23 protein-coding genes are annotated in these 24,004 nt (G+C 64.1%); 9 read left to right on the forward strand and 14 right to left on the reverse strand.

What is annotated here, in order from left to right; translation table 11 throughout:
* From CGX12_RS20225 to CGX12_RS07250, 5 genes are all read right to left on the reverse strand, one after another.
* Positions 1 to 479: biotin/lipoyl-containing protein (locus CGX12_RS20225; RefSeq protein ID WP_303396177.1), on the reverse strand; the 479-nt coding region annotated here is incomplete at its 3' end.
* Positions 480 to 487: 8 nt separating this feature from the next.
* Positions 488 to 1,465, reverse strand: coding sequence for an alpha-ketoacid dehydrogenase subunit beta (locus tag CGX12_RS07235; protein WP_094039223.1), 978 nt, complete (start codon positions 1,463 to 1,465; stop codon positions 488 to 490).
* On the reverse strand, positions 1,465 to 2,649 hold the full coding sequence (locus CGX12_RS07240) for a thiamine pyrophosphate-dependent dehydrogenase E1 component subunit alpha (RefSeq protein WP_094039224.1): 1,185 nt from the start codon (positions 2,647 to 2,649) through the stop codon (positions 1,465 to 1,467). Before CGX12_RS07240 ends, CGX12_RS07235 begins: the two co-directional genes overlap by 1 nt.
* 109 nt (positions 2,650 to 2,758) lie before the next feature.
* Positions 2,759 to 4,897: a methyl-accepting chemotaxis protein gene (locus CGX12_RS07245; RefSeq protein WP_094039225.1), complete on the reverse strand. Its 2,139-nt coding sequence runs from the start codon at positions 4,895 to 4,897 to the stop codon at positions 2,759 to 2,761.
* A 218-nt stretch (positions 4,898 to 5,115) separates the two neighbouring features.
* Positions 5,116 to 6,714 (reverse strand): isocitrate lyase, encoded by a 1,599-nt coding sequence (locus CGX12_RS07250; RefSeq protein ID WP_094039226.1) that lies wholly within the window; start codon positions 6,712 to 6,714, stop codon positions 5,116 to 5,118.
* Positions 6,715 to 7,540: 826 nt separating this feature from the next.
* On the opposite strand from CGX12_RS07250, the gene ahpC reads away from it, so the two are divergent.
* Together ahpC and ahpF are read left to right on the forward strand one after the other, a co-directional pair.
* Positions 7,541 to 8,107, forward strand: a complete 567-nt coding sequence (ahpC, locus tag CGX12_RS07255) for an alkyl hydroperoxide reductase subunit C (protein ID WP_094039227.1) — start codon at positions 7,541 to 7,543, stop codon at positions 8,105 to 8,107.
* Between the two features lie 93 nt (positions 8,108 to 8,200).
* Positions 8,201 to 9,748, forward strand: a complete 1,548-nt coding sequence (gene ahpF / locus CGX12_RS07260) for an alkyl hydroperoxide reductase subunit F (protein WP_094039228.1) — start codon at positions 8,201 to 8,203, stop codon at positions 9,746 to 9,748.
* A 60-nt stretch (positions 9,749 to 9,808) separates the two neighbouring features.
* On the opposite strand, the gene CGX12_RS07265 is transcribed toward ahpF, so the two are convergent.
* Together CGX12_RS07265 and yejK are read right to left on the reverse strand one after the other, a co-directional pair.
* Complete coding sequence (locus CGX12_RS07265; RefSeq protein WP_094039229.1) at positions 9,809 to 10,708, reverse strand: hydrogen peroxide-inducible genes activator; 900 nt, start codon at positions 10,706 to 10,708, stop codon at positions 9,809 to 9,811.
* A gap of 151 nt (positions 10,709 to 10,859) precedes the next feature.
* Positions 10,860 to 11,858 carry a nucleoid-associated protein YejK gene (yejK, locus tag CGX12_RS07270; protein WP_094039230.1) on the reverse strand — a complete coding sequence of 333 codons (999 nt, stop codon included), beginning with the start codon at positions 11,856 to 11,858 and terminating at the stop codon, positions 10,860 to 10,862.
* Positions 11,859 to 11,935: 77 nt separating this feature from the next.
* Between yejK and CGX12_RS07275 the strand changes: the two genes are divergently transcribed.
* Both CGX12_RS07275 and CGX12_RS07280 read left to right on the forward strand, forming a co-directional pair.
* Positions 11,936 to 12,163, forward strand: a complete 228-nt coding sequence (locus CGX12_RS07275; RefSeq protein ID WP_094039231.1) for a YejL family protein — start codon at positions 11,936 to 11,938, stop codon at positions 12,161 to 12,163.
* A gap of 32 nt (positions 12,164 to 12,195) precedes the next feature.
* Complete coding sequence (locus CGX12_RS07280; RefSeq protein ID WP_094039232.1) at positions 12,196 to 14,049, forward strand: DUF3413 domain-containing protein; 1,854 nt, start codon at positions 12,196 to 12,198, stop codon at positions 14,047 to 14,049.
* 122 nt (positions 14,050 to 14,171) lie between these two features.
* On the opposite strand, the gene CGX12_RS07285 is transcribed toward CGX12_RS07280, so the two are convergent.
* The gene (locus tag CGX12_RS07285) at positions 14,172 to 14,564 is read right to left on the reverse strand and encodes an NlpC/P60 family protein (protein WP_232513461.1); all 393 of its coding nucleotides are present in this window, start codon (positions 14,562 to 14,564) and stop codon (positions 14,172 to 14,174) included.
* Positions 14,565 to 14,770: 206 nt separating this feature from the next.
* Here CGX12_RS07285 and CGX12_RS07290 point away from each other — a divergent pair, with 206 nt between their 5' ends.
* Together CGX12_RS07290 and CGX12_RS07295 are read left to right on the forward strand one after the other, a co-directional pair.
* Entirely contained in the window at positions 14,771 to 15,490 is a 720-nt protein-coding gene (locus CGX12_RS07290; protein ID WP_094039234.1) for a 4'-phosphopantetheinyl transferase family protein, read from the forward strand.
* A gap of 13 nt (positions 15,491 to 15,503) precedes the next feature.
* Entirely contained in the window at positions 15,504 to 16,340 is an 837-nt protein-coding gene (locus CGX12_RS07295; protein WP_094039235.1) for a tetratricopeptide repeat protein, read from the forward strand.
* A 68-nt stretch (positions 16,341 to 16,408) separates the two neighbouring features.
* Here the strand turns inward: CGX12_RS07295 and CGX12_RS07300 are convergent, their stop codons facing one another.
* The 3 genes from CGX12_RS07300 to CGX12_RS07310 are packed head-to-tail and all read right to left on the reverse strand — an operon-like array spanning position 16,409 to position 19,075.
* Complete coding sequence (locus CGX12_RS07300) at positions 16,409 to 17,746, reverse strand: sodium-dependent transporter (RefSeq protein WP_094039236.1); 1,338 nt, start codon at positions 17,744 to 17,746, stop codon at positions 16,409 to 16,411.
* 22 nt (positions 17,747 to 17,768) lie between these two features.
* Positions 17,769 to 18,842, reverse strand: a complete 1,074-nt coding sequence (locus CGX12_RS07305; protein WP_094039237.1) for an AI-2E family transporter — start codon at positions 18,840 to 18,842, stop codon at positions 17,769 to 17,771.
* An 11-nt stretch (positions 18,843 to 18,853) separates the two neighbouring features.
* Positions 18,854 to 19,075, reverse strand: coding sequence for a sulfurtransferase TusA family protein (locus CGX12_RS07310; RefSeq protein WP_094039238.1), 222 nt, complete (start codon positions 19,073 to 19,075; stop codon positions 18,854 to 18,856).
* Between the two features lie 120 nt (positions 19,076 to 19,195).
* Here CGX12_RS07310 and bepA point away from each other — a divergent pair, with 120 nt between their 5' ends.
* Positions 19,196 to 20,638 (forward strand): beta-barrel assembly-enhancing protease, encoded by a 1,443-nt coding sequence (gene bepA, locus CGX12_RS07315; protein WP_094039239.1) that lies wholly within the window; start codon positions 19,196 to 19,198, stop codon positions 20,636 to 20,638.
* 6 nt (positions 20,639 to 20,644) lie between these two features.
* On the opposite strand, the gene CGX12_RS07320 is transcribed toward bepA, so the two are convergent.
* The gene (locus CGX12_RS07320; RefSeq protein ID WP_094039240.1) at positions 20,645 to 21,091 is read right to left on the reverse strand and encodes a TlpA family protein disulfide reductase; all 447 of its coding nucleotides are present in this window, start codon (positions 21,089 to 21,091) and stop codon (positions 20,645 to 20,647) included.
* 61 nt (positions 21,092 to 21,152) lie between these two features.
* Between CGX12_RS07320 and arsC the strand changes: the two genes are divergently transcribed.
* Both arsC and CGX12_RS07330 read left to right on the forward strand, forming a co-directional pair.
* Positions 21,153 to 21,500, forward strand: a complete 348-nt coding sequence (gene arsC, locus CGX12_RS07325; RefSeq protein WP_094039241.1) for an arsenate reductase (glutaredoxin) — start codon at positions 21,153 to 21,155, stop codon at positions 21,498 to 21,500.
* Positions 21,500 to 21,880 (forward strand): DUF2069 domain-containing protein, encoded by a 381-nt coding sequence (locus tag CGX12_RS07330; RefSeq protein WP_094039242.1) that lies wholly within the window; start codon positions 21,500 to 21,502, stop codon positions 21,878 to 21,880. The genes arsC and CGX12_RS07330 overlap by 1 nt, the downstream gene beginning before the upstream one ends.
* Before the next feature lie 401 nt (positions 21,881 to 22,281).
* On the opposite strand, the gene hda is transcribed toward CGX12_RS07330, so the two are convergent.
* Positions 22,282 to 23,004, reverse strand: a complete 723-nt coding sequence (gene hda, locus CGX12_RS07335; protein ID WP_094039243.1) for a DnaA inactivator Hda — start codon at positions 23,002 to 23,004, stop codon at positions 22,282 to 22,284.
* Positions 22,997 to 23,983: a DUF2066 domain-containing protein gene (locus CGX12_RS07340; RefSeq protein ID WP_094039244.1), complete on the reverse strand. Its 987-nt coding sequence runs from the start codon at positions 23,981 to 23,983 to the stop codon at positions 22,997 to 22,999. The genes hda and CGX12_RS07340 overlap by 8 nt, the downstream gene beginning before the upstream one ends.
* Positions 23,984 to 24,004: the final 21 nt, after the last annotated feature.

Below are 24,004 nucleotides of genomic sequence, written 5' to 3' on the forward strand. Positions count from 1 at the left end.
CGCGGGGTTGGCCTTGGCCCACGTCCTCGCCCAGGCGGGGTAGGTGACACTCTGGACCGGGCCCGGCCGCAGGGCACGGCCCGCCTCGCTCTCCGGCCCGAGGTGGGGTAGGACACCTTCTGTACCGGGCCCGGCCGCAGGGCACGGCCCGCCTCGCTCTCCGGCCCGGGAGCCGCGGACTCGGCGGTCTGACCCGGCGCCGGCGGGGATGCCTGGCTGGCCGCCTTGCCGTCGTTGGTCCCGGCCACTTCCATCTCGAACAGGGGCGCATGCACCCGCGCCATCTCGCCCTTGGCCACGTACAGCCGGGTGATGGTGCCCCCATGCACCGCCGGTATCTGCACCAGGGCCTTGTCGGTCATCACGTCGCAGATGGCCTGATCCTCGGCGACCTTGTCGCCTTCGCTGACCAGCCACTCCACCAGTTCGCATTCCACTATGCCCTCGCCGATATCCGGCAGGTAGAAATCCTGTTTCATGCCGCCCCCTAGAAGTTCACCGTCCGCACTATCGCCTCGAAGGTCTTGAGGTGATCCGCCATGTATTCCTTCTCCAGCGCCAGGGGGTAGGGCGTGTCCAGGCCGCAGACCCGGGCGATGGGACTCTCGAGATAGAGGAAGCAGCGCTGCTGGATGCTGGCCGCGATTTCCCCGGCAAAGCCGCCGGTGAGCGGCGCCTCGTGGTTGATCACCAGGCGACCGGTCTTGAGCACCGACTCGGCCACCCGCTCCAGGTCCCAGGGCGCCAGGCTGCGCAGATCGACAAGCTCGCAGGAAATGCCCTGTTGCCCGGCCAGCTCCGCCGCCTTATGCACCACTTCCATCTGGGCGCCCCAGGCCAGCACGGTGACATCGCTCCCCTCCTGCACCACCTCGGCCTGGCCCAGGGGCAGCTCGTAGTAGTCCTCGTCCACCTCGCCCACGGCAGCGCGATAGAGTCGCTTGGGCTCGAAGAACAACACCGGATCCGGGCAATTGATGGCCGCCAGCAGCAGCCCCTTGGCCTGGGCCGGATCCCGGGGCACCACCAGGCGCAGGCCGGGGGTGTGGGTAAAGTAGGCCTCCGGCGACTGGCTGTGGTAGTGGCCGCCGGCGATGCCGCCGCCGTAGGGGGTGCGCAGCACCAGGCCGCCCACGTCGAACTGGTTGCCGGAGCGATAGCGGAACTTGGCGGTTTCGTTGACCAGTTGATCGAAGGCCGGGTAGATGTAGTCGGCGAACTGGATCTCGGCCACCGGCTTCAGCCCCCGGGCCGCCATGCCGTTGGCGAAGCCGATGATGCCCTGCTCGGTGAGGGGTGTGTTGAAGCAGCGGTGCTTGCCGTATTTGTCCTGCAGCTTGCTGGTGGCGCGGAAGACGCCACCGAAGTGGCCCACGTCCTCGCCGAAGCAGACCACGCTCTCGTCCCGGGCCATGGCCAGATCCAGGGCGTTGTTGATGGCCTGCAGCATGTTCATCTGTGCCATTAGTCGAGCCTCCCTGAGGTCACCGGATAGGCGTCCGGATAGCGGCGGATATGCTCCCTTAGCGCCTCGAGCTGGGCCTTGAGGGCGGGCGGGGGCTCGGCATAGACATCCTCTATCAGGCTGTCCAGGCGGGGTTTGGGCACCTGCTCCGCCTCCTTCACCGCCTCCAGCACCTCCTGGCGCAGGGCGTCGGTGGCGATTTGATCCGCCGCCTCGTCCAGCCAGCCCTGGTTGAGCAACCAGCGCCGAAAGCGGGCGATGGGATCCTGCTTGCGCCAGCGTTCCTCCTCTTCCCGGGAACGGTAGCCGCTGGGATCGTCGGAGGAGGAATGGGCGCCCAGGCGGTAGGCGATGGCCTCGACCAGCACCGGCTCCTGCTGCTCCAGGGCCAGCTTGCGCGCCAGCCGGGTCGCCTCGTACACCGCCAGGGCGTCGGCCCCGTCCACCCGGATGGCCTGGATGCCGTAGCCCACCGCCCGGCAGGCGATGCCGTCGCCGATAAACTGCTCGCTGGCCGGGGTGGAGATGGCATAACCGTTGTTGCGACAGAAGAAGATCACCGGCGCCCGTAGCACGGCGGCCATGTTAAGGCCGGCGTGGAAGTCCCCCTCGGAGGCGGCGCCCTCGCCGAAATAGCAGAGGGTGGTGTTGCTCTCCCCCTTCAGCCGTTGGGCGTAGGCATAGCCGCTGGCCTGGGGGATCTGGGTGCCCAGGGGCGAGGAAATGGTCATGAAACGGATGTCCCGGCTGCCGTAGTGCACCGGCATCTGCCGCCCCTTACCCAGATCCCGCTCGTTGGAAAACAGCTGGTTCATAAACTGCTCCAGGGTGAAGCCCCGGTAGCGCAGGGCCCCCTGCTCCCGGTACTGGGCCATGATCATGTCGTGCCTGTCGAGGGCGGCGGCACTGGCCACGGCGGCAGCCTCCTCCCCCAGGCATTGCATGTAGAAGCTGATCCGCCCCTGGCGCTGGGCCGCCAGCATGCGCTCGTCGAGCACCCGGATAAACACCATGCTGTCGTAGATGTGGAGCGCCGTATCCCGGTCCAGTACCGGCGGCGAGGCGCCGGCAAAGAGGGTACCGTCGTCCTGCAATATCCTCAGGGTGGGAATGCTCAGGGCATGGGCCCCGGTGAACTGGGCCTGGTGCACAGTGGTGGTGCTGGCATTGCTGGGATTGGTCATGGCGTCACTCCCATCGCCGCTGGCGAGTCAGGAAACGGAGCCGCCGCGATAAACGGCAGCTCAATATGACGCCAATTATAACACCTGGGCAACAAGTCGCAGGACCTGCTCAGGTCCTCAGCCGCCCCAGATCCTGATCCAGTCCGGCGGAGAGGCCGCTCAGCCGCTGGCCGTGCTCGCCCACCTCCCCGGCCAGCTCCGCCAGCTCGGCGGCGGCCTCGCCCAGGGTGGTGAGGTTGCGGTTGATGTCGCCGGACACCGCGCTCTGCTCCTCGGCGGAGGTGGCCATCTGGGTCACATGATCGCTGATGGTCTCGATAAGGCCGGCCACCCGGGCCAGCTCCTGGTAGGCCTCGCGGGAGCTGGCCGAGGTCTGCCCGGCCCGGGAGGCGCCCTGCTCCATGATCCGCACCGTGGCGCCCACCTGGCTGTTGAGCCGTTCGATGAGTTCGGCGATGTCATCGGTGGACTGGCGGGGCTTGGCCGCCAGGGCCCGCACCTCGTCGGCCACCACCGCGAAGCCCCGGCCCTGCTCGCCGGCCCGGGCCGCTTCGATGGCGGCGTTCAGGGCCAGCAGGTTGGTCTGCTCGGCGATGGCGCGGATCACCTCGAGGATGCTGTTGATGGCATCGCTGCGCTCCGCCACCTGGTTGACGGCACCGGCCGCCTCCTGTACTTCCGTGGCCAGTTGGCCGATGTCGTCCACCGTGCCCGCCAGCCGGTCCTGGGTCGCCTTCAGCGCCTGGTTGGCCTGGCCCGCTTCTATCGCCGCCTGCTCCGAGAAGCGGGCCACCTCCGTCGCCGCCACGCTCATCTCGTTCATGGCGGTGACCACCGACTCCAGCTCCCGATTCTGGCGCCCCACCTCCTCGCGCATACGGCTGGCCAGGCGGGCGCCGTTTTCCGACTCGCTGCCGACCTCGGCCCCGGTATGCTTGAGCCGGCCGACCAGCTGGCGCAGCTTGTCGATAAAGCCGTTGAAGCCGCCGGACAGGGCGATCAGCTCCTTGTGGGTATCGATGTCGATGACTCGGGTCAGGTCTCCCTCGGCACTGTTCAGCTCATGGATTCGCTCCCGCATCAATTGCAGTGGCCGGGTGATGGTACGTACCAGCAGCATCATGGCGCCGATGCCAGCCAAGATGATGAGACCGCCGGCCAGCCACTGCTGCCGGGTCAGGCTGGCCACTCCCGCGGCCAGCCCGGCCTGCAGGGCCGATACCTCGGCCAGGGCCACCGAACGGGGAACCCCGATCAACAGCGACCAGCTCGCCTCCGCCGCCGGTATCTGCAGCCGGTAGCTGCCGTAGAGGTGCTCGGCCGTGACCAGGCTGCCCTCCCCCCTGGCCAGGGCCTGCCATTGGCCGCTTTCCTCGGCTCCCGCCGCCTCCGCCAGGGGGCGCCCCAGCTTGTCGGGATAGCGGCTGGAGGCCACGATGAGACCCTGGCTGCTGAGCAGTAGCACCTCGGCCTGCCCCTGGTAGAGGGAGGCGGCCAGCTGCTCCAGTTGCCGCTGAAAGGCGGGCAGGTTGATGTCCGAGCCCGCCACGCCGCGAAAGCGCCCTTCGGCGACGATGGGCACCGTCAGGCTGGTCATCAGCTCGCTGTAGCCGGGCTGGATCTCGTACAGGTAGGGCTCCATCAGGCAGGGCCGGCCGGTCTCCATGGGACAGAGGTACCACTCGGCGTTGCGCACCCCGAACTCGTTGCGGCTCTGATCGTGTTTCTCGTCGGCACCGCCGATGATCTGCTGCTCCAGGCGTCCGTCCTGGTGGCGCACCACATAGACCTCCAGGCTGCCGGCCCCGGTCACCGAATGGTCGTAGCCGCTGAGGAAAAGGGCGTCCTCGCCGTCGTAGGCGTTGGCCTCGAACTGGCTGTAGCTGGAACCCAGTTGCCGGTTGGCCATCAGCAACTGCCGGTTCAGGGCCACCACCTGCTCCCGGCTGAGTCGTTCGAAGGCGGGCAGGACGGCATTCTCGGCCAGTATGGTGGCCAGGGTGAGGGGCGAGCGGAAACTCTCGTTGATAAAGCCGGCCAGCTGCGCTCCGGCCTCGGCGGCCTGGCTCTGCAGCCGTTCGCTGACTTCCCGGATCAGCACCCGGGAACTGTCGTCCCCGACCTGACCGGCCGTGCGCTGCAGGAAGAGGCTGACCACCCCATTGAGCACCAGTATGCTGAGCAACAGCATCAGGCCGGTGGCCAGGAACAGCTTGGCCGACAGCGCCGTTTTCTTTATCTGCATCATTCTGTTTCAGATCCTTCTGCGTTGGATTGCCATGGAGCCGGATGACAACAGCCTTGGTCCCCTTATTCCGGGAAGCAATACTTTCCCTGCATCGGCCATGGGTGCATTTACTTAACACCTGTATAGGAATATGGCAAATAAAAAAGGCAGCCCGGAGGCTGCCAAAACGAGATGGACCTAGTTGGTATTTTTCTTTCTCAGTTGACCCTGTTTTGCAATCAGATGTTCTCGAACTGGCCCATGGTGTTGTCCTTGCCGCCGGCCTTCAGCGCCGCCTCGCCGGCGAAGAACTCCTTGTGGTCATCGCCGATGTTGGAGCCGGCCATGTCCTGGTGCTTGACGGTGGCGATGCCCTGGCGGATCTCCTTGCGCTGTACGCCCGCCACATAGGCCAGCATGCCCTCGTCGCCGAAGTAGCCCTTGGCCAGGTTGTCGGTGGACAGGGCCGCGGTGTGGTAGGTCGGCAGCGTGATCAGGTGGTGGAAGATGCCGGCTTCCCGCGCCGCGTCGCGCTGGAAGTTGGCCGTCCACTGATCGGCCAGGCGGCCCAGCTCGGTGTCGTCGTAGTCGGCGCTCATCAGCTTGGCGCGGTCGTAGGCGGACAGGTCCTTGCCTTCGGCGGCCCAGGCGTCGAACACCTGCTGGCGGAAGTTCAGGGTCCAGTTGAAGGACGGGCTGTTGTTGTACACCAGCTTGGCATTGGGCACCACTTCACGGATACGGTCCACCATGCCCTTGATCTGGCCGATATGGGGCTTCTCGGTCTCGATCCACAGCAGGTCGGCGCCGTGCTGCAGGCTGGTGATGCAGTCCAGCACCACCCGATCCTCGCCGGAGCCCGGCTTGAAGCAGAACAGGCCGGAGGCCAGGCGCTTGACCTTGAGCAGCTTGCCCTGGGACTTGATCACCACGTCGCCGTTGTCGATGTCGTCGGCCGAGTCGATGTAGTCGCCATCGAGGAAGCTGTTGTACAGATCCCCCAGATCCCCCGGCTCGTTGGTCACCGCGATCTGCTTGGTCAGGCCGGCACCCAGGGAGTCGGTGCGCGCCACTATCACGCCGTCGTCCACCCCCAGTTCCAGGAAGGCCAGGCGTACCGCGTTGATCTTGGCCAGGAAGTCGGCGTGGGGCACCGTCACCTTGCCATCCTGGTGGCCGCACTGCTTCTCGTCGGACACCTGGTTCTCGATCTGGATGCAGCAGGCCCCCGCTTCGATCATCTTCTTGGCCAGCAGGTAGGTCGCCTCGGCGTTGCCGAAACCGGCATCGATGTCGGCGACAATCGGCACCACATGGGTTTCGTGGTTGTCGATCTGGCTCAGAAGCTCTTTGGCCTTGGCCTCGTCACCGGCTTGCCGGGCCTCTTCCAGGGCGCGGAACAGGTGGTTCAGCTCCCAGGCGTCGGCCTGGCGCAGGAAGGTGTAGAGCTCCTCGATCAGGGCCGGCACCGAGGTCTTCTCGTGCATGGACTGATCCGGCAGCGGGCCGAACTCGGAGCGCAGGGCCGCCACCATCCAGCCGGACAGGTAGAGGTAGCGCCGCTTGGTGCTGCCGAAATGCTTCTTGATGGAGATCAGTTTCTGCTGGCCGATGAAACCGTGCCAGCACCCCAGGGACTGGGTGTACTGGGACGAGTCCTGGTCGTAGGCGGCCATGTCTTCGCGCATGATCCTGGCGGTGTACCTGGCGATGTCCAGGCCGGTCTTGAACCGGTTCTGGGCACGCATGCGGGCGGCGTACTCGGGTTTGATGGCGCTCCAGCTCGGATTCTGCTTGATCAATGACGCCAGGGTATCAAGGTCGTGTGCGTATGGCATGGTCTCAAGTCCTCTCTTGTATGATTTGCGCTCTGTTCAGCGGCATTAAACTTCCCTGTCAAACCGGCAATACCTCCGGGTCCTTCCCGCTTGCCGGCATTGGCAGTGATGCTCTCGTTATATTTGGCTTCGCAACAAGGCCGGTGCTTGTTATCCGGACACTGTATCGGTGTCTCCGTTATTGGTGCCCCTTTTCCTTGTTGCTCTGCATCGCTGTACGGTTATTAAGGTGCGCAATAGACCGGAAAAGATCAAGATCCAATTTCACAAAAATACAACACAGGTCACACTACAAATTCGCTTTACGACTAAAGTCAAACCCCATAAAAATCACTTGGTTACTGGATTAACCCATTAACCACCACTGGACCAAGACAAATATAAATGTAATTAAATTACGTTAATTTAATTCATATGCAATATATTATCCCGACTAAACTCCAAGGTTTGACAAATACCCTGCCGCTCTCCCTCAAGGCTTGAAATACAAGCATTTAAACACATGTTTAAAAAAGTTTTCCGGGATTTTCCCGGCTTTTTGCGCTCGCAAAAAGCCGGCGGTGACAGGCAACCAACACCGGCTTGCGGGTATCTGTGGTTGTTTTGTCATTTTTGGTCCTCCTCCCGGACCGGGCCTGCTCCGTCGCTTGGGCACCCACAGGAGTCCGACAGCACGGCTGCCGGCCACGACGGCGGCGATAAAAAGGAGCGATAGAAATTACCTATTAGAACAATAGAAAATAATCACTTTATTGGATTCAGGACAGGGCCTAGTATGGAAACCGTTCGAGAGACACACCCACTAACGACACATTTAGGAGCTAACATGGCTGTTGCAATCAACACCGAAATCAAACCCTTTACCGCCCAGGCTTACTACAACGGCGACTTCGTTCAAGTAACCGAGGCCGATCTGAAAGGCAAGTGGTCCATCGTGTTCTTCTACCCGGCCGACTTTACCTTCGTCTGCCCCACCGAACTGGGCGACCTGGCCGACCACTATGCCGAACTGCAGAAGATGGGCGTCGAAGTGTACTCCGTGTCCACCGACACCCACTTCACCCACAAGGCCTGGCACGACAGTTCCGAGACCATCGGCAAGATCAAGTACTACATGGTGGGCGACCAGACCGGCACCATCACCAACAACTTCGGCGTGATGCGTGAAGGCCAGGGCCTGGCCGACCGCGCCACCTTTATCATCGACCCCCAGGGCGTGATCCAGGCCATCGAAGTGACCGCCGAAGGCATCGGCCGTGATGCTTCCGACCTGCTGCGCAAGGTGAAGGCCGCCCAGTACGTGGCCGCCCACCCGGGTGAAGTCTGCCCCGCCAAATGGCAGGAAGGCGAAGCCACCCTGGCACCGTCCCTCGACCTGGTCGGCAAGATCTAAGACCCGGACAACTACCCCGGCCCGCCGCGATGATGCCTCATCCGGTCGGCGGGCCGGGTTTTTTATACCCAAAATTCGGCACAGGACACGACTATGTTAGATGCGAATCTCAAAAAACAACTGGACACCTACCTGCAGAACATCGTCTCTCCGATAGAGATCAGCGTGTCCGGTGATGACAGCCCCAAATCCAAAGAATTGCTGGAACTGGCCGCCGAGATCAGCGGGCTTTCCGGCAACATCAGCCTCAAGGAAGCCGCCGCCGGCCGCACTCCCAGCATGAGCGTCGCCCCCGCCGGGCAGGCGCCGCGGGTAAGCTTTGCCGGCATTCCGATGGGCCACGAATTCACCTCGCTGGTACTGGCCCTGCTGCAGGCCGGCGGCCATCCGTCCAAGGCCTCCCCCGAGTTGCTGGAGCAGATCCGCAACCTCGAGGGCCAGTTCCATTTTGAAACCTACATCTCCCTGTCCTGCCAGAACTGTCCGGACGTGGTGCAGGCGCTCAACCTGATGGCGACCCTGAACCCCAACATCAGCCACGTGATGATCGACGGCGCCCTGTTCCAGGACGAGGTGAACCAGCGCCAGGTGATGGCGGTGCCCGCCGTCTACCTGAACGGCGAACACTTCGGCCAGGGTCGCATGAGCCTGGAAGAGATCATCGGCAAACTCGACACCGGCGCCGCCGAGCGCAAGGCCGCCGCCCTCGACGAAAAAGCCCCCTACGACGTGCTGATCGTCGGCGGAGGCCCGGCCGGTGCCGCCGCCGCCATCTACGCCGCCCGCAAGGGCATTCGCACCGGCCTGGTGGCCGAGCGCTTCGGCGGCCAGGTGATGGACACCGTCGGCATCGAAAACTTCATTTCCGTGCCCTACACCGAAGGCCCGAAGCTGGCCGCCAGCCTGGAGCAGCACGTCAGGGAATACGGGGTGGACATCATCACCGACCAGCGTGCCGCCGGCATCCGCCGCGGGGAGCTTATCGAGCTGCCGCTGGCCAGCGGCGCCACCCTCAGGGGCAGGGCGGTGATCCTGGCCACCGGGGCGCGCTGGCGCGAGTTGAAGGTGCCCGGCGAGGCCGAATACCGTACCAGGGGCGTGGCCTACTGCCCGCACTGCGACGGCCCCTTCTTCAAGGGCAAGAGGGTGGCGGTGGTCGGCGGCGGCAACTCGGGCATTGAAGCGGCCATCGATCTGGCCGGTATCGTCGAACACGTGACCGTGCTGGAGTTCGCCGACAGCCTGCGCGCCGATGAGGTGCTGCAACGCAAGGCCCGCTCCATGGGCAATATCGACATCATCATGAATGCCCAGACCACCGCAGTGCTGGGCGACGGCAGCAAGGTCACCGGCATGCAGTACACCGACCGGGTCAGCGGCGAGAGCAAACGGCTGGAGGTGGCGGGCATCTTCGTGCAGATAGGCCTGGTGCCCAACACCGAGTTCCTGCAGGGCTCGGAAGTGGAGCTGACCCGCTTCGGCGAGGTGGTGATCGACGCCCGAGGCGCCACCTCCATGGCCGGGGTGTTCGCCGCTGGCGACGCCACCACTGTGCCCTACAAGCAGATCATCATTTCCATGGGCGCCGGCGCCACCGCCGCCCTCGGCGCCTTCGACCACCTGATCCGCGCCGGCTCGTAACGGCGCCGGCGCCTCACAACGCAAAAAAGGCGGAGTACCCCGGTACTCCGCCTTTTCTGTTTACAGCAGTTCGCTTACCAGCTCGCCCAGCCGGTAGAAGGTTTCCACCCGGGTGGCGGTGGGCCGCCACACCAGGCCGATATCCCGGTAGGCCTTGTCGCCCTGGGGCGCCATGGCGACGATCTCGGTGTTGGCGAGGATACCGGCGTCGATCGCCATTTGCGGCAGGAAGGTGGTACCGAGGCCGGCGCCCACCATCTGCACCAGGGTATGCAGGCTGGTGGCGGCGAAGGGGTTGACCTTGCGGCTGTCGGTCAGCTTGCAGGCGCTCACCGCGTGCTCGGTCAGGCAGTGCTCCTGCTCCAGCAGGAAGATGCTCTGATCCGGCAGGTCGGCATAGTCTACCGGCACCCGGCCATGCCGCCTGGCCTGCTCCTGGTGCATCACCAGCACGAAGGGATCCTGGCCCAGTACCCGGGTCTGCAGCCCCTCGGTGTCGGTGGGCAGGGCCAGCAACAGCAGGTCCAGCTCGCCGGCCCGCAGCAGGGACAGCAACTGCGGCGTGGTGTCCTCCCGCAGCAACAACTGCAGTTCGGGATAGTGCCGGCGGCAGCGCTGCACCAGCCCACTCAGCAAAAAAGGCGCTATGGTGGGAATGCACCCCAGGCGGATGGCCCCCTGCATGGCGCCTTTCTGCCCTTCCACCAGTTCCATCAGCTCCCGGGTCTGGGCCAGCAGTTCCCGGGCCCGCACCACAACCTGCCGGCCGAGCGGCGTCATCACGAACGCCTTGTGATCCCGCTCGATCAGCTCGCCGCCGAGCAGGCTTTCCAGGTTCTGCAGGCCGGTGCTCAGGGTGGACTGGCTGACGAAACAGGCCTTGGCGGCCCGGTTGAAGTTCTGGTGCTCGTCCAGGGCCACCAGGTAGGTCAATTGCTTCAGGCTGGGCAGACGACTCATTGAACAACTCGATTAGGGCTATCTGTTTATTTCGGTTCTCTAACGCTATCACAGCCTCTACACTGGCCGCTATCGAATGAGTTCCCTTTTCTGTCCCAAGTATGCCTACTTGTTACAGTCCCGGGGCGGCAGGATGCCTGCCCCACCTTTCTCAGTTTCCGCTCTGCAACTGGGCCTTAAGGTTCGGCGGGGTACCCCTGATCACCAGGGTGTCGGTGGCGGCGTCGTACTGGATGCGCTCGCCCAGCAGCTTCTGATCGAAGCTGATGGTCAGGCCGCCGCCCGAACCCACGTACTTGGTCAGCCCCTTGAGCGCGGATCTGTCCACCGGGAAGCGCTCTTCCAGCTGGTATTCCTCGCTGACGAACTGGTAGAAGTCCAGGTCATCGTCCCGGCCCAGCTCGGCGGACAGCTCGCGCAGCTCCAGCTCCTCCCCTTCCTTGAGCTGATCGCGACAGTACTTGCTCACCAGTGCCTTGCTCTCCAGCTTCTCCTCGGTGCTGAGCTGGCGGGACTCGCAATAGTCGTCCACCGCCTTCAGCAGGCCCTGGCTCTGGGCCTTGGGATCCATGCCCTCCACGCAGGACAGGAAGTTGAGGAAAAAGTCAGACACCTTGCGTCCTGCCCGGCCCTTGATAAAGGAGAAATAACGGCGCGACTCGGGGCGGGTCTGCAATTCGGTCAGATCCAGGCGGGCGGCCAGCTGCATCCTGCCCAGATCCAGGTAGCTGGCGTGGCTGACTTCCAGCTTGTCGGTGACGGTGACGCTGTCCTTGTTGTCGAGCAGGGCGATCAGCAAATAGTGGGCGCCGAGCCACTGGTAGCGCACGAACAGCAGCACGCCGGCCTCGTTCATCTCCAGCCGGTGCAGTTCGCCCAGCAGCCGCTCGGCCGCCAAGTGGGAAAAGGCGGCGAAGGTCAGGCTCTGATCCTGCACCCGCCGCACCAGGTCGCGAAAACCGGTGTCCTCCTCGCTGAAATAGCCGAACACCTTGCCCGCCTTGGTGTTGTAGATATGGTGCAACTCGCCCATCAGTTGGTTCACCGCGGGCCCGGTGGCCAGCTCCTGCTCCCGGGTGGCAAGCTGGGTTTGGCCCTGCTCATCGAGAAAAAGGGAATGTACTATGATGTGTTCGATATCCAAGCTCATAACAGATTGCCGTAGAGTTGCCAGAAGGGGTGGGGTATTATAGTCGCCCTGTCACCAAGTTACATGATTGAACGCCCATGCCCGTCCTTTCCAAATACGATAAACAATACGACCAACTGCTGAGCGAGCTGGAAGCCGTGATGGACAAGCATCAGGCCCCGGCGGATCTGCGGCTGATGGTGCTGGGCAACCTGGTCACCCATGTGCTCAACCACCAGATCGCCCCCGGGCAGCGGAAGGCCATCGCCGACAAGTTCGCCAAGGTGCTCACCGCCTCCGTCGACACACAAAAAGGGGCTCATTAAGAGCCTTTTTGTTAGCCGAAACAGTCTGAACCATGGTCGAAACCGGTAACCTCTATCGCGATAATGTTTCCCGCCTGATTGGCTGGGGACATTGGTTCGTGTTTTTCAATATCCTGCTGGCCATGGCGGTGTCGAGCCGCTACCTGCTGGCCGCCGGCTGGCCCGAGACTCCCCTCGGCATCGGCTACATGCTGGTAAGCTGGGTCGGGCATTTCGCCTTTCTGACCTTCTTCACCTATCTGCTGACCCTGTTTCCCCTCACCTTCCTGCTGCCCAGGCTCAGGGCGGTGCAATTCCTGGGCGCGGCCATCGCCACCGGGGCCCTGACCCTGTTGCTGGTGGATACCCAGGTATTCAGCCTGTTCAAGTTCCACCTCAACCCCACCGTCTGGCGGCTGCTGCTGGATCAGGCCCAGGCCGAGGAGGCCTCCGGCTGGGGCTGGCTGTTCGTCTGGGTACCGCTGCTGTTCCTGTTCGAACTGTGGCTGGCGGCCTGGCTGTGGCGCTGGAGTCAGCGCCGGCGACGCTCCCTGGCCCTGCCCCTGGCCCTGCCGTTGCTGGTAAGCTTCTTCCTCACCCACAGCGTGCACATCTGGGCCGATGCCCTGGTTTATACCCCCATCACCAACCAGAAGGCCAACTTCCCGCTGTCCTATCCCATGACCGCCAAGAGCTTCCTGATCAAGCAGGGCTGGCTGGATGCGGATCAATACCGGCAACTGTCGCAACAGGCCGCCGACCAGCCCCAGCGCCGGCTGAACTACCCGCTGCGCCCGCTGTCGGTATCGGCGCCGGCGCACGCGCCCAATATCCTGCTGCTGGTGGTCGACGGTCTGCGCGCCGACCAGCTCGACGCCATCACCATGCCCAACCTGTACCGCTTCGCCGAGCGGAACCTGCGCTTCGACGACCACCTCAGCGCCGGCAACCAGCCCCAGTCCGCCCTGTTCAGCCTGTTCTACAGCCTGCCGGCCCACTATCGCCACGACGCCGAAGTAGAAGGCATGGCCCCGGCGCTGATCGACGAGCTGCAACGCCAGGACTACCGTTTCGGCCTGTTCGCCAGCGGCGGCCTGGCACAGCCGCTGTATGAGAACGCCGTCTTTTCCAGCCTGCGCAACCAGTCCTTCGCTACCGCCCCCGGCGGTGCCGAAGGCGACCGCCAGGTGCTGGCCGGCTTCGCCGACTGGCTGACGGAGCAGGACGAGTTGCGGCCCTGGTTCTCCTTCCTGTACCTGGATGCCCTCAAGGCACTGGATTTGCCGGCGGACACCCTGGGCCCCTTCCAGCCCTCCCTGGAACGCCTCAATCCGGCCCTGGCCTATCATGACGAGCAGCGCGAGGCCCTGTTCAACCGTTACCGCAACGCCGTGTTCTACACCGATCAGCTGCTGGGCCAGTTGCTGGCCCTGGCCCAGCGGCCCGGCAGCCGGGACACCCTGATCATCGTGACCTCGGGTCACGGCATGGAATTCAACGACAACGGCAACAACACCTGGGGCTTCGGCAGCGCCTATTCGCCCCAGCAGTTGCAGGTGCCCCTGGTGATCGGCTGGCCCGGTCAGGCCCAGGCCCGGTTTACCCATCCGACCAGCCAGCTGGATCTGGTGCCCACCCTGATGCAGCAGGTACTGGGTGTGCAGAGTCCGATGCGCAGCTACAGCACCGGGCAATCGCTGTTCGAGATAGTACCCGAGCGTTGGCGACTGGCATCGGACGAAGAGGAATATGTCATCTACCAGCAGGACGAGATCACCCTGTTCAACCGGCGGGGCGATTTCCAGTTACTGAGCGCGGCGGACTACCGGGTCAAGGCCGATGCCAGCCCGGAGCTGTCGCTGCTGCTGCAGGTGATGAATGAGCTGAACCGTTTTCAGGCGAAATAACGGGCTGGTGACTGGTGACTGGTGACTGGTGACTGGTGACTGGTGACTGGTGACTGGTGACTGGTGACTGGTGACTGGCAATATTATCGCTGCCTCCAATCCCCGGTCACCAATGTTCTTTTTCAGATGTCGTCCAGCAGGCGGCGGGCCTGCCAGTAGCGGCTGCGCCAGTAGACGTTGTCCAGGCGGGAGATGGTGACCCCCACGCTGGAAGAGGCATGGGCGAACTTGCCGTCACCGATGTAGATGCCGTTGTGCTGGCCGCTGCCGGTGCGGAAGAACACCAGATCCCCGGGCTGCAGCTCGTTCTTGCCGATCGCCCGCCCCAGGTTGACCTGTTCATAGGTGCTGCGCGGCAGCTCCATGCCGAACACTTCCTGGTACATGGTACGGGTAAAGGCCGAACAGTCGATGCCTTCGGCATCCACCCCGCCGAAGCGATAGGGCACGCCGCGCCAGCGTTGGTACACCTGATGCAAATCCTGCACGGTTCCCACGGAACGCCTGGGCTTCATCGGGCCGGTACTGATGCTGTAAGTCAGGGAAGAAGACGGTTTTTTTCCAGCCATCTTTTTGCCTGACTCCGGGCTCGGGGCGCTGCTGCAACCGGCGACCAGGAGCACACTGCTTAGAATTATGACCTTTTTCATGCAAATAATGGCAACCAGCTATCAATCTGAAAGATACTAGAGCAGATCCAGGGTATTTTGCAAAAGAGAATATGAGCAAAAACAACGATATCGTCACCAAGTTACTAATTTGTGACAGTGCGAACATAAAACTGCCGGAAAATGCTCAAAAAATACTCTCCCCGGCGGAGCACAAGCGCCTGGCCGGCATCCGCCATCCGGGACAGGCCCGTTTGTTCCTGCTGGGTCGCTACCTGCTGCGCCGCTGGCTCGCCGTCCACCTGGCGGAGGATCCGGGACGGATCCCCATCCGGATCGACAGCAGGGGCAAGCCCCGCCTCGACCGGCCGGGCTGGCACTTCAACATCAGCCACAGCGGCACCCTGCTGGCGCTGGCCATCGGTAACGCCGGCCCGCTCGGCGTCGATCTGGAAGGACGACGACTGGATCCTGCCAGGATCCTTCGCCTCGCCCACCGTTACCTGAGTGACACCGAGCAGCGGTGGCTGGCCCACAGCCGCGAGCCGGAATTGGACTTTATCCGCCTCTGGACGGTCAAGGAAGCGGTGCTCAAGGCCCAGGGCGGCGGCATCGCCAACAACCTGCAGCGGGTACAGTGGCAGGCGGGCAGCCACCGGGCTCTGTTCGACGACCAGCCTTACCGGCTGTATCAGTACCCCCTGGACAGGGCCTGGCTGACCCTGGCGGTGGCGGGCACGGATGGCCCCCCGCCCCTGCTGCTGCGCCTCCCGGATTTGCCCTTCGACCTTGAAATCGGCGGCCCCCAGCCCAATCTAACCATAAACCCTTAACGAGACCTCGAACATGATCGTTGACATCAATGTGCAGAACTTCCAGCAGGCGCTGATCCAGGCCTCCATGAGCAAGACGGTGGTGATCTACTTCCATGCCCAGCAGATCCCCGAATGCCAGACGGTGGGCCCGGTGGTGGAACGCCTGATCGGCGCCGACAACGGTCATATCGATCTGGCCCGGGTCGATGTCGCCGATCCGCAACTGCAGAGCCTGGCGGTCCAGCTGGGGCTGCAGGCCCTGCCGGCCCTGGTCGCCTTCAAGGACGCCCAGCCGGTGGACATACTGGAAGGCCCCCAGGACGAAGCCGCCCTCAAGGCCTTTCTGCAACCCTACCAACCCAACGAAGCCGCGCTGTTGCTGGAGCAGGCCAAGCAGACCCTGGGCCTGGATCCCCAGGCCGCCTACGGCCTGCTGCAGCAGGCCCGGGCGCTGGAGGACAGCGCCGCCATCCGCCTGAGCCTGGCCGAAGCCGCCCTGGCCCTGAACAAGCTGGAGGAAACCAAGCAACTGCTGGCGACCATCGGCATGGCCGATCAGGACAGCCAGTACCAGCATATCCTGGCCCGGCTGGAGCTGGCGGAAGAAGCCGCCGACAGCCCCGAACTGCGCGAGCTGGAGCAGAAGCTGGCCGACGCCCCGGACTCGCTGGAATTGAAGGAAGAACTGGCGGTGCTCTACTTCCAGGCCGGTCGCCAGGAAGAGGCCCTGCAACTGCTGGTCGAGGTGCTGCAGCAGGATCTGGGCTTCGGCGAGGCCAAGAAGCGTTTCCTCGACATGCTCACCACCATGGGTGCCGATCCCGTCGCCTCCCGCTACCGCCGCAAGCTCTACAGCATGCTCTACTGAGTACAATTTCGAAGACAAAAAAGGGCGGGGATCATCGAGATGACCCCCGCCCTTTTTGTTCCGCCCGATTACCAGCTGGCGCCGATCACCAGCAGCACCAGCAGCGGGCACACCAGCCGCACGTACCAGGGCCAGATGCGCCAGAACAGGCTGGAAGCGAGTTCCGGCGAACCCTGTACCAGCTCCTCGAACAATTTGGCCCTGCCCCACAGCCAGCCCCCCAGCAGGCAGAAACCCAGGCCCACCAGCGGCTGCAGATTCTGGGTGGACAGGCGGATAACGAAGCCGAACAGGGCGCCGAAATTCAGGCAGATGACCACGCTGAACAACGCCAGGCCGCCACCCAGCAGCCAGGTCACCAGCGGACGGGAAGCCTTGAACCGTTCGGTGGTGTAGGACACCGGCACTTCCAGCATGGAGATGGACGAGGTCAGGGCGGCGATGCCCATCAGCACGAAGAACACCAGCGCCATCACCAGCCCCACCGGCCCCATGGTGTCGAACAGGGCGGGCAGCACGGTGAACACCAGGGTATCGGAACTCAGCAGGCTGCCGTCTTCCGCGAAGATGGTCACGCCATTGTTCATGGCCACGAACATGGCCGGCAGTATCACCAGCCCGGCCAGGAAGGCCACGCCGGTATCGATCAGGGTCACCTGGAAGGCGGTGCCGGGAATGCTCTCCTGCTTGCTCAGGTAGGAGCCGTACATCAGCATGGAGCAGCCGCCTATGGTCAGCGAAAAGAAGGCCTGGCCCATGGCGCTGATCAGCAGCCCCGGCTCCAGTACCTTGCTGAAATCCGGCACCAGATAATGACGCAGCCCTTCCATGGCGCCGTTCTGGGTCAGGATATAGGCGAACAGCACCAGGAAGAGCACGAACAGTGCCGGCATCAGCCGGGCCGACCAGCGCTCTATCCCTTTGCGTACCCCGGCCTGCACCACCAGTATGGTGAGCAGGTAGAACACCAGGGTCCAGACGATGTTGCGCGACAGCCCGAAGCCCTGCAGCCAGCCGGTGGCCGCCTCCCAGCCCAGCATGCGGGTCACCGCCGCCGCCAGGAAGGCCAGCAGCCAGCCGGCGACGATGGCGTAGAACGACAGCACCAGGCTGGGCACCAGCATGCCCGCATAGCCCACCAGGGAAGCCATGGCCTTCTGGCCACGACTGCGGCCCAGCTTGCGCACCGAATCCACCGGGTTGGCCTGGCCGTAGCGGCCGATGGCCACTTCCATCACCAGCATGGGGAAGGCCAGCACCAGCACCAGCATCAGGTAGGCGACCAGGAAGGCACCGCCGCCGTTGCTTGCCGCCTGGGTGGGAAAACCCCAGATATTGCCCAGCCCCACCGCCGCCCCGGCGGCGGCCATGATAAACCCGAAGCGCGAGCCGAAATGTTCTCTCACTGTATTGTCCTTACGTCTTTCATCAATTGTTGGTATTTGCAGGCGCATCTTCGTGTTGGGGCCAGGCGTTGAGCACCGCCTTGACCAGGGTGGCCAGGGGAATGGCGAAGAACACGCCCCAGAAGCCCCAGAGGCCGCCGAACACCAGCACAGCGACGATGATGGCGATGGGATGCAGGTTGACCGCCTCCGAGAACAGGATGGGCACCAGCACGTTGCCGTCCAGCGCCTGGATGATGCCGTAGGCCACCATCAGGTAGAAGAACGGCGGGGTAAAGCCCCACTGGAACAGCCCCACCATGGCCACCGGCACGGTGGCGGCGGCGGCGCCGATATAGGGGATCAGCACCGAAAAGCCGACCAGCACCGCCAGCAGCAGGGCATAGCGCAGATCCAGCAGGGCAAAGGTGACATAGCTGACCACGCCGACGATCAGGATCTCGATCACCTTGCCGCGCACATAGTTGGCGATCTGGCCGTTCATCTCCAGCCAGACCCGGGACACCAGTTCCCGGTTGCGGGGCAGGAAACGGCTCATGCCGTCCAGCAGATGGCGCTTGTCCTTGAGCATAAAGAACACCAGCACCGACACCAGGATGAGGTAGACCAGCAGCACGGCGGCGTTGGTCAGCGAGCTGATCGACACGCTCAAGATGGCGTCGGCCGAGCCCAGCAGCCGGCCGCGGAGATCGTCCAGCACGCTCTGCACCAGGGTCACGTCCACCAGCTCGGGATACTGCTCCGGCAGGGTCAGCAGTGCCTCCTGGGTGCGGTTGATCATGGCGGGCACTTCCCGCGCCAGGTTGGCGGTCTGCACCAGGAAGGAAGGCACTATGCTCACCAGCGACAGCACCATCACCACCGCGAACAGCAGCAGCACCACGCCGGCGGCCAGTCCCCGGCCCAGCCCCAGCCGCTCCAGCCGGCTGACCGGCCATTCCAGCAGGTAGGCGATGACCACGGCGGCGAAGAAAGGCGCCAGTATGTGGCCCATGAAGTACACCACCACGAAACCGAACAGCAGCAGCAGGAACAGGGCAACCGCACCCGGGTCGGAAAACCGCTGTCGATACCAGTGCTTAATAACATCCAGCATGCAAAATTTCCTTAAGGTGCCTTGGTAATGATGAGTTCGAGTCGTCCGGGTTCATCGGCCACCACCTCTACCCGGTGACCGATGCCCGAGACATAGGCGGGAATATCCCGGCGGGAGCCCGAGTCCGCCAGCCACAGCCGCAGGGCCTGGCCGGCCTTCGCCGCCTTCAGCCAGAGCTTGACCCTGAGCAGTGGCAGCGGGCAGCGCAGCGCGCGTGCATCCAGCGTATCCATGAGAGCCCCCGAACCAAAAGAAAGGGCATTATCCCTTTGTTCTGGCTGCCAAACAATGCTTGTTCCGCCCTATTGCGGAGAGTATTCTGCGGTAAGTACAACAGCAATAAGGTTATTGACATGGGTTTTCGTGCCGCCAGGCTGGTTTTGGCTTTTTCCCTCTGTACCGCGGCCCCCTGGCTCGCCGCCAACAACCTGCCCGATATCGGCACCGCCGGGGTCAGTGCCATGTCGGTGGAACGGGAAGCCCGCTTCGGTCAGGCCTTTATCCGCTTCGCCCGGGCCAACCAGCCGGTCATCGACGACCCCGTGCTCAACGAATACCTCACCGACCTCGGGCTCAAGCTGCTGTCCCAGGCCGATTCGGTGCGCTTTCCCTTCAGCTTCCTGCTGATCCGGGACGACAGCATCAACGCCAGCGCCTTCCTGGGCGGCGTGGTGCAAATCCATTCTGGACTCTTCCTGTATGCCGACAACGAGAGCGAGCTGGCCTCGGTCATGGCCCATGAAATCACCCACGTCACCCAGCGCCACATCGCCCGCTACCTGGAGTCTCAGTCGCGCAGCACCCCCCTGACCATCGCCGGCCTGGTGGGTTCGGTGGCGCTGGCGGTGGTCAACCCCCAGGCGGGCATGGCGGCGTTGCAGACCACCCTGGGCCTCAAGATGCAGTCGGCCATCAACTATACCCGGGACAACGAATTCGAGGCGGATCGCATCGGCCTGCGCCTGCTGCACAATGCCGGCTTCGATCCCAACGCCATGGCCAGCTTCTTCCAGAAACTGGCCGAAAAATACCAGTTCGCCAGCACGCCGCCGCAAATGCTGCTGACCCACCCCCTGCCCGCCAGCCGGATCGCCGAGGCCCGCAGCCGGGCGGCGGAGTACCCCGCCCAACCCTATCCGCCCAGCCTGGAGTTCCAACTGGCCAAGGCCAGGATCATGGTCCGTTTCCAGCAGGGCAACACCAGCGAGCTGCACCGCTTCTTCGAGCGGGAAGCCGGCCGCGGCGGCGACTGGCAGCCCGATGCCGCCCGCTACGGCCAGGCCCTGAGCCTGCTGCAGATCCACGAATACGACAAGGCCAGGGCCCTGCTCGACGAGCTGAGCCAACGCCACGGCAGCAATGTCTTCGTACTGGACGCCCTGACCGATCTGGACAACGCCGAAAAACGGCACGACGCGGCCATCGCCCGCCTGCGCCAGGCCCGTCAGCGGCTGCCCGACAACGCCGTGGTGATGATCAACCTGGCCGACAGCCTGTTGCAGGCCGGGCGCAACCAGGAGGCCGCCGAGCTGCTCGACGGCTACCTGCGCCGGCACCCGGAAAATCCCCTGGCCTGGGAGCTGATCGCCCAGGCCTACCGGCCACTCAGCGACGAGTCGGCCTTCCGCCAGGCCCAGGCCGAAGTGGCAGCGCTGAAAGGGCGTTACGAGGTGGCGGTGGATCAGATGGAGATCGCCGCCAACCTGGCCACCGACCCCATGCAGCGGGCCCGGCTCGGTGCCCGTCTGGAGCAGTTGCGCCAGCAGCAGAAAGACTGGGACGCCCTGAGGAACTGATAACCCCTAATTACCCCAGTACAGCGCCTGCCAGCGGGCGATATCCTCGGCATGGAGCTCGCCCTGATGCTGTTCCGCCAGCCGGCCCTTGGGATCGATCACGAAGGTGGTGGGCAGTACCCGGGGCGTTTCGAAAGGCCAGGCCCCTTCCAGGTTCGCCACCACCGGCATCAGCATCTGGTAACGTTCCTTCAGGCTGTGCAGCGCCTGGGCCGGCAGGGCGTCGAAGCTCACCGCCAGCACGGCCGGGCCGGCCGTGGCGGTCAGTTCGTTGAGCAGGGGCATCTCCCGCAGGCAGGGAGCGCACCATTCGGCGAAGTAATTCACCACCAGCCACTGGCCCCGGTAGTCCCCCAGATCCTGACGCTGGCCGTCGGCCAGCGTCAGGGTGGCCGCCTCCCGGCAGCCTGCCATCAACAACACCGCCAAAAACAGGGCCTGATGTTTGCCCATATGCTGTACCCTCCACGGCAGCTTTTATACAATGCCCGCAGCTTTGCCACAGGAGTCTAGAATGAGCCTACGTATCTACCATAATCCCCGCTGCTCTAAAAGCCGCGAAACCCTGAGCCTGCTGGAGCAGCGGGACCTGCAGCCGGAGATTATCAAATATCTGGAAACCCCGCCTGACGCGGATCAACTGAAAACCCTGCTGGGTCAGTTGGGCATGAGCTCGGCCCGGGAGCTGATGCGCACCAAGGAAGAGGAATACAAGGCGCTGGGCCTGGCCGGGGTGACCGACGAAGCGACCCTGATCGCCGCCATGGTGGCCCACCCCAAACTGATAGAACGCCCCATCGTGGTCCATAACGGCAAGGCCGCCCTCGGCCGTCCGCCCGAGCAGATCCTGGATATCCTGTAATGAGCACCCAACTGGCACGCCGACTGGCCCTGGTCGGCTATTTCGGGCTCATCTTCTGGGTCGCCCTCTGGCACGGCCTGCTCTCGCCCCATCCTGAGCTGGGTGCCGGCTTTATGCTGATGCTGTGGCTGCCCTGGCTGTTCATCCCCATGGTGGGCATGCTCCGGGGCAATCCCTATACCCATGCCTGGGCCATCTTCCTGATCATGCCCTACTTTCTGCACGCCCTCACCCTGCTGTGGGTGGACGAGGGGGAACGCTGGCTGGCCCTGGTCGAACTGCTGCTGGCCTGTACCATGTTCGTGGGCAATATCTACTACGCCAAGTTCCGCGGCCGCGAGCTGGGCCTGAGCATCCGCAAGAAAAAAGGCCAGAATTAGGGACTCGGGACTCGGGACTCGGGACTCGGGACTCGGGACTCGGGACCAGAATAATGGCTCTCGAATCCCCAGTCACCAATCCCTAGAGCACCGTTCAGTTTAAAACTTAGGCAGTGATGATGCTTGGGGCGCGGGCGGCCCGCCTGCGCTCCACCAGCAAGTGCAAATCTGTAAACGGCGGCGTTTGTCTGCCAGCTAAAGAGACAGAAATACACTGCGCCTGGCTGCCGGTTTGTGCCGCTGTAGGTGCCGCTTTAGCCGGCACAAACCGGCGCCCAATGTCCACGCCCCACGCCGTTGGCCGGTTTGCGCCACGTAAACGGGCGCCTACAGGTGAGATATCGCACTGCTCACGTTTTAAACTGATCGGTGCTCTAGTCCCTGCCTTGGCGTCCCGCCCCTTACAGTCCCAGTATTTCCTTGGCGAAGGGGATGCTCAGCTTGCGCTTGGCCCGGAAGGAGGCGTTGTCCAGCAGATCCAGGGCCGCCAGCAGGGTACGCATGTCCCGGGACAGGCGGTTGAGCAGGAAGCGCCCCACATCGGTGGGCAACTTGAAACCGCGCAACTCGGCCCTGAGCTGCAGGGCGCTGAGCTTGCCCTCGTCGTCCAGGGGTTTGAGCTGGTAGGCCACGCCCCAGTCGAGACGCGAGGCCAGATCCGGCAGCCCCAGCCCCAGGTTGCGCGAGGCGCTGACGGCGCTGATCAGCAGCGAGCCCGTCGCCCGCTCCCGCCGCCGGTTGAAGAAATTGAACACGGCCCGCTCCCATTCCTCCACCCCGGCGATAGCATCCAGGTTATCCAGGCACACCAGCGGCAGCAGCTCCATGCCGTCGAGCATGCGCGGCGACATCTGCCGGTGGCCATCGAGGGGAAGGTAAGCGGCGGCCTCGCCGGCGGCGTTCACCTCGGCACAGGTGGCGTGCAGCAGGTGCGAGCGGCCACTGCCGCGCTGCCCCCAGAAGTAGAGCACTTCGTCGCCCTGGCCGATGGCGGCGTTCTTCAGGGCGGTGATCAGCTGGGCATTGTCGCCGGGGTAGAAACTGGCGAAGGTTTCGTCGTCCGGCAACTGCACCGCCAGCGCCAACTGGGCCGGTACCGCCTCGTCTTCGCCATCGTTACTCACTCGCCGTCCCCGACCAGTTGAACTGCCGCTCGCCGCTGGCCGACAGCCCCGCCACGGCGGCCAGCGCCTGCAGCACCGCCGCCCGGGAGCCGGGTACCAACAGCCGATAGCGCGCCTGGTGGCCGGCGCTGTCCATCAGGTAGACCTGTTCCACGCCGTCCAGCTGGCGCAGGCGCTGCTCCAGACGGATGGCATCGGAAAACTGGCGCAGCCCCGACACCACTATGGTCAGCTCACCGGCTCCGTCCTGCTGTAGCTGCAGGGGCTCCACCGGATCCGGGTTGTCGGCCCGGGCCGGCTCGCCGCCGCCGTTGCCCCGCTCCACCCAGTAACGGTTCAGGGCCGAGGCCAGTTCCAGCAGGCCGGCATCCGGCTCCAGCCGCCCCTGCAACAGGGCGCCGTCCTGGCCGTCGGCGTACAACTGCCAGCGCCCGCCCTGCGCCTCCCGCTCCAGCGCCAGCCAGTAGTCGGCACCGTAACGCCGGCTGGCCTCGCGCAGTTGCTCCTCGTCGAACAACCGGGACTTGTCGATGGCCATGTGCTCTTCCAGATCCCACAGCGGCCACAACAGCGGCAAGGGATAGGCCGAGCTGGCCCGGCGCCAGTCCGCGTCCGCCTCGCTGCGGGCCTGGCCCTGGTCCAGTTGCCACACCAGCAGGGCGGGCCTGGGGTCGAGCGAGAACGGCAGGCCGGCGCTGTCGATCAGCGCCCGCAGCTCCTCGCCGTCGAAGCGGGCGCTGTAGCCGCTCCCCTGGGGTTCGTCCCGCAGGTAGCGCTCGGGCTCGGCCAGGGCCTCCTCCCGGATCCAGGAATCCCGGGCCCGGTCGCCGGTTAGCCGGTCGAGCACCAGTTCCAGGGCCTGCGCGCGGGCCTCGTCCCGGCTGTAGGGCGCGGGATCCAGGGTCACCTCGAGCAGCGGCTGGGCCACCGCCACCGAGGACAGCAGCGCCATGGCCGCCAGTAACAGAGTTTTCAGCATCGATTGTCCATCGTTAACGGA

The sequence above is a fragment of the Zobellella denitrificans genome (assembly GCF_002237365.1).
Taxonomy (GTDB): Bacteria; Pseudomonadota; Gammaproteobacteria; order Enterobacterales; family Aeromonadaceae; genus Oceanimonas; species Oceanimonas denitrificans.

What these genes read in the sequence shown, in the direction of transcription:
- CGX12_RS07235 (WP_094039223.1), bottom strand. Translation starts at nt 1,465, where the DNA reads ATGGCACAGATGAACATGCTGCAGGCCATCAACAACGCCCTGGATCTG.
- CGX12_RS07240 (WP_094039224.1), bottom strand. Translation starts at nt 2,649, where the DNA reads ATGACCAATCCCAGCAATGCCAGCACCACCACTGTGCACCAGGCCCAG.
- CGX12_RS07245 (WP_094039225.1), bottom strand. Translation starts at nt 4,897, where the DNA reads ATGATGCAGATAAAGAAAACGGCGCTGTCGGCCAAGCTGTTCCTGGCC.
- CGX12_RS07250 (WP_094039226.1), bottom strand. Translation starts at nt 6,714, where the DNA reads ATGCCATACGCACACGACCTTGATACCCTGGCGTCATTGATCAAGCAG.
- ahpC (WP_094039227.1), top strand. Translation starts at nt 7,541, where the DNA reads ATGGCTGTTGCAATCAACACCGAAATCAAACCCTTTACCGCCCAGGCT.
- ahpF (WP_094039228.1), top strand. Translation starts at nt 8,201, where the DNA reads ATGTTAGATGCGAATCTCAAAAAACAACTGGACACCTACCTGCAGAAC.
- CGX12_RS07265 (WP_094039229.1), bottom strand. Translation starts at nt 10,708, where the DNA reads ATGAGTCGTCTGCCCAGCCTGAAGCAATTGACCTACCTGGTGGCCCTG.
- yejK (WP_094039230.1), bottom strand. Translation starts at nt 11,858, where the DNA reads ATGAGCTTGGATATCGAACACATCATAGTACATTCCCTTTTTCTCGAT.
- CGX12_RS07275 (WP_094039231.1), top strand. Translation starts at nt 11,936, where the DNA reads ATGCCCGTCCTTTCCAAATACGATAAACAATACGACCAACTGCTGAGC.
- CGX12_RS07280 (WP_094039232.1), top strand. Translation starts at nt 12,196, where the DNA reads ATGGTCGAAACCGGTAACCTCTATCGCGATAATGTTTCCCGCCTGATT.
- CGX12_RS07285 (WP_232513461.1), bottom strand. Translation starts at nt 14,564, where the DNA reads ATGAAGCCCAGGCGTTCCGTGGGAACCGTGCAGGATTTGCATCAGGTG.
- CGX12_RS07290 (WP_094039234.1), top strand. Translation starts at nt 14,771, where the DNA reads ATGAGCAAAAACAACGATATCGTCACCAAGTTACTAATTTGTGACAGT.
- CGX12_RS07295 (WP_094039235.1), top strand. Translation starts at nt 15,504, where the DNA reads ATGATCGTTGACATCAATGTGCAGAACTTCCAGCAGGCGCTGATCCAG.
- CGX12_RS07305 (WP_094039237.1), bottom strand. Translation starts at nt 18,842, where the DNA reads ATGCTGGATGTTATTAAGCACTGGTATCGACAGCGGTTTTCCGACCCG.
- CGX12_RS07310 (WP_094039238.1), bottom strand. Translation starts at nt 19,075, where the DNA reads ATGGATACGCTGGATGCACGCGCGCTGCGCTGCCCGCTGCCACTGCTC.
- bepA (WP_094039239.1), top strand. Translation starts at nt 19,196, where the DNA reads ATGGGTTTTCGTGCCGCCAGGCTGGTTTTGGCTTTTTCCCTCTGTACC.
- CGX12_RS07320 (WP_094039240.1), bottom strand. Translation starts at nt 21,091, where the DNA reads ATGGGCAAACATCAGGCCCTGTTTTTGGCGGTGTTGTTGATGGCAGGC.
- arsC (WP_094039241.1), top strand. Translation starts at nt 21,153, where the DNA reads ATGAGCCTACGTATCTACCATAATCCCCGCTGCTCTAAAAGCCGCGAA.
- CGX12_RS07330 (WP_094039242.1), top strand. Translation starts at nt 21,500, where the DNA reads ATGAGCACCCAACTGGCACGCCGACTGGCCCTGGTCGGCTATTTCGGG.
- CGX12_RS07340 (WP_094039244.1), bottom strand. Translation starts at nt 23,983, where the DNA reads ATGCTGAAAACTCTGTTACTGGCGGCCATGGCGCTGCTGTCCTCGGTG.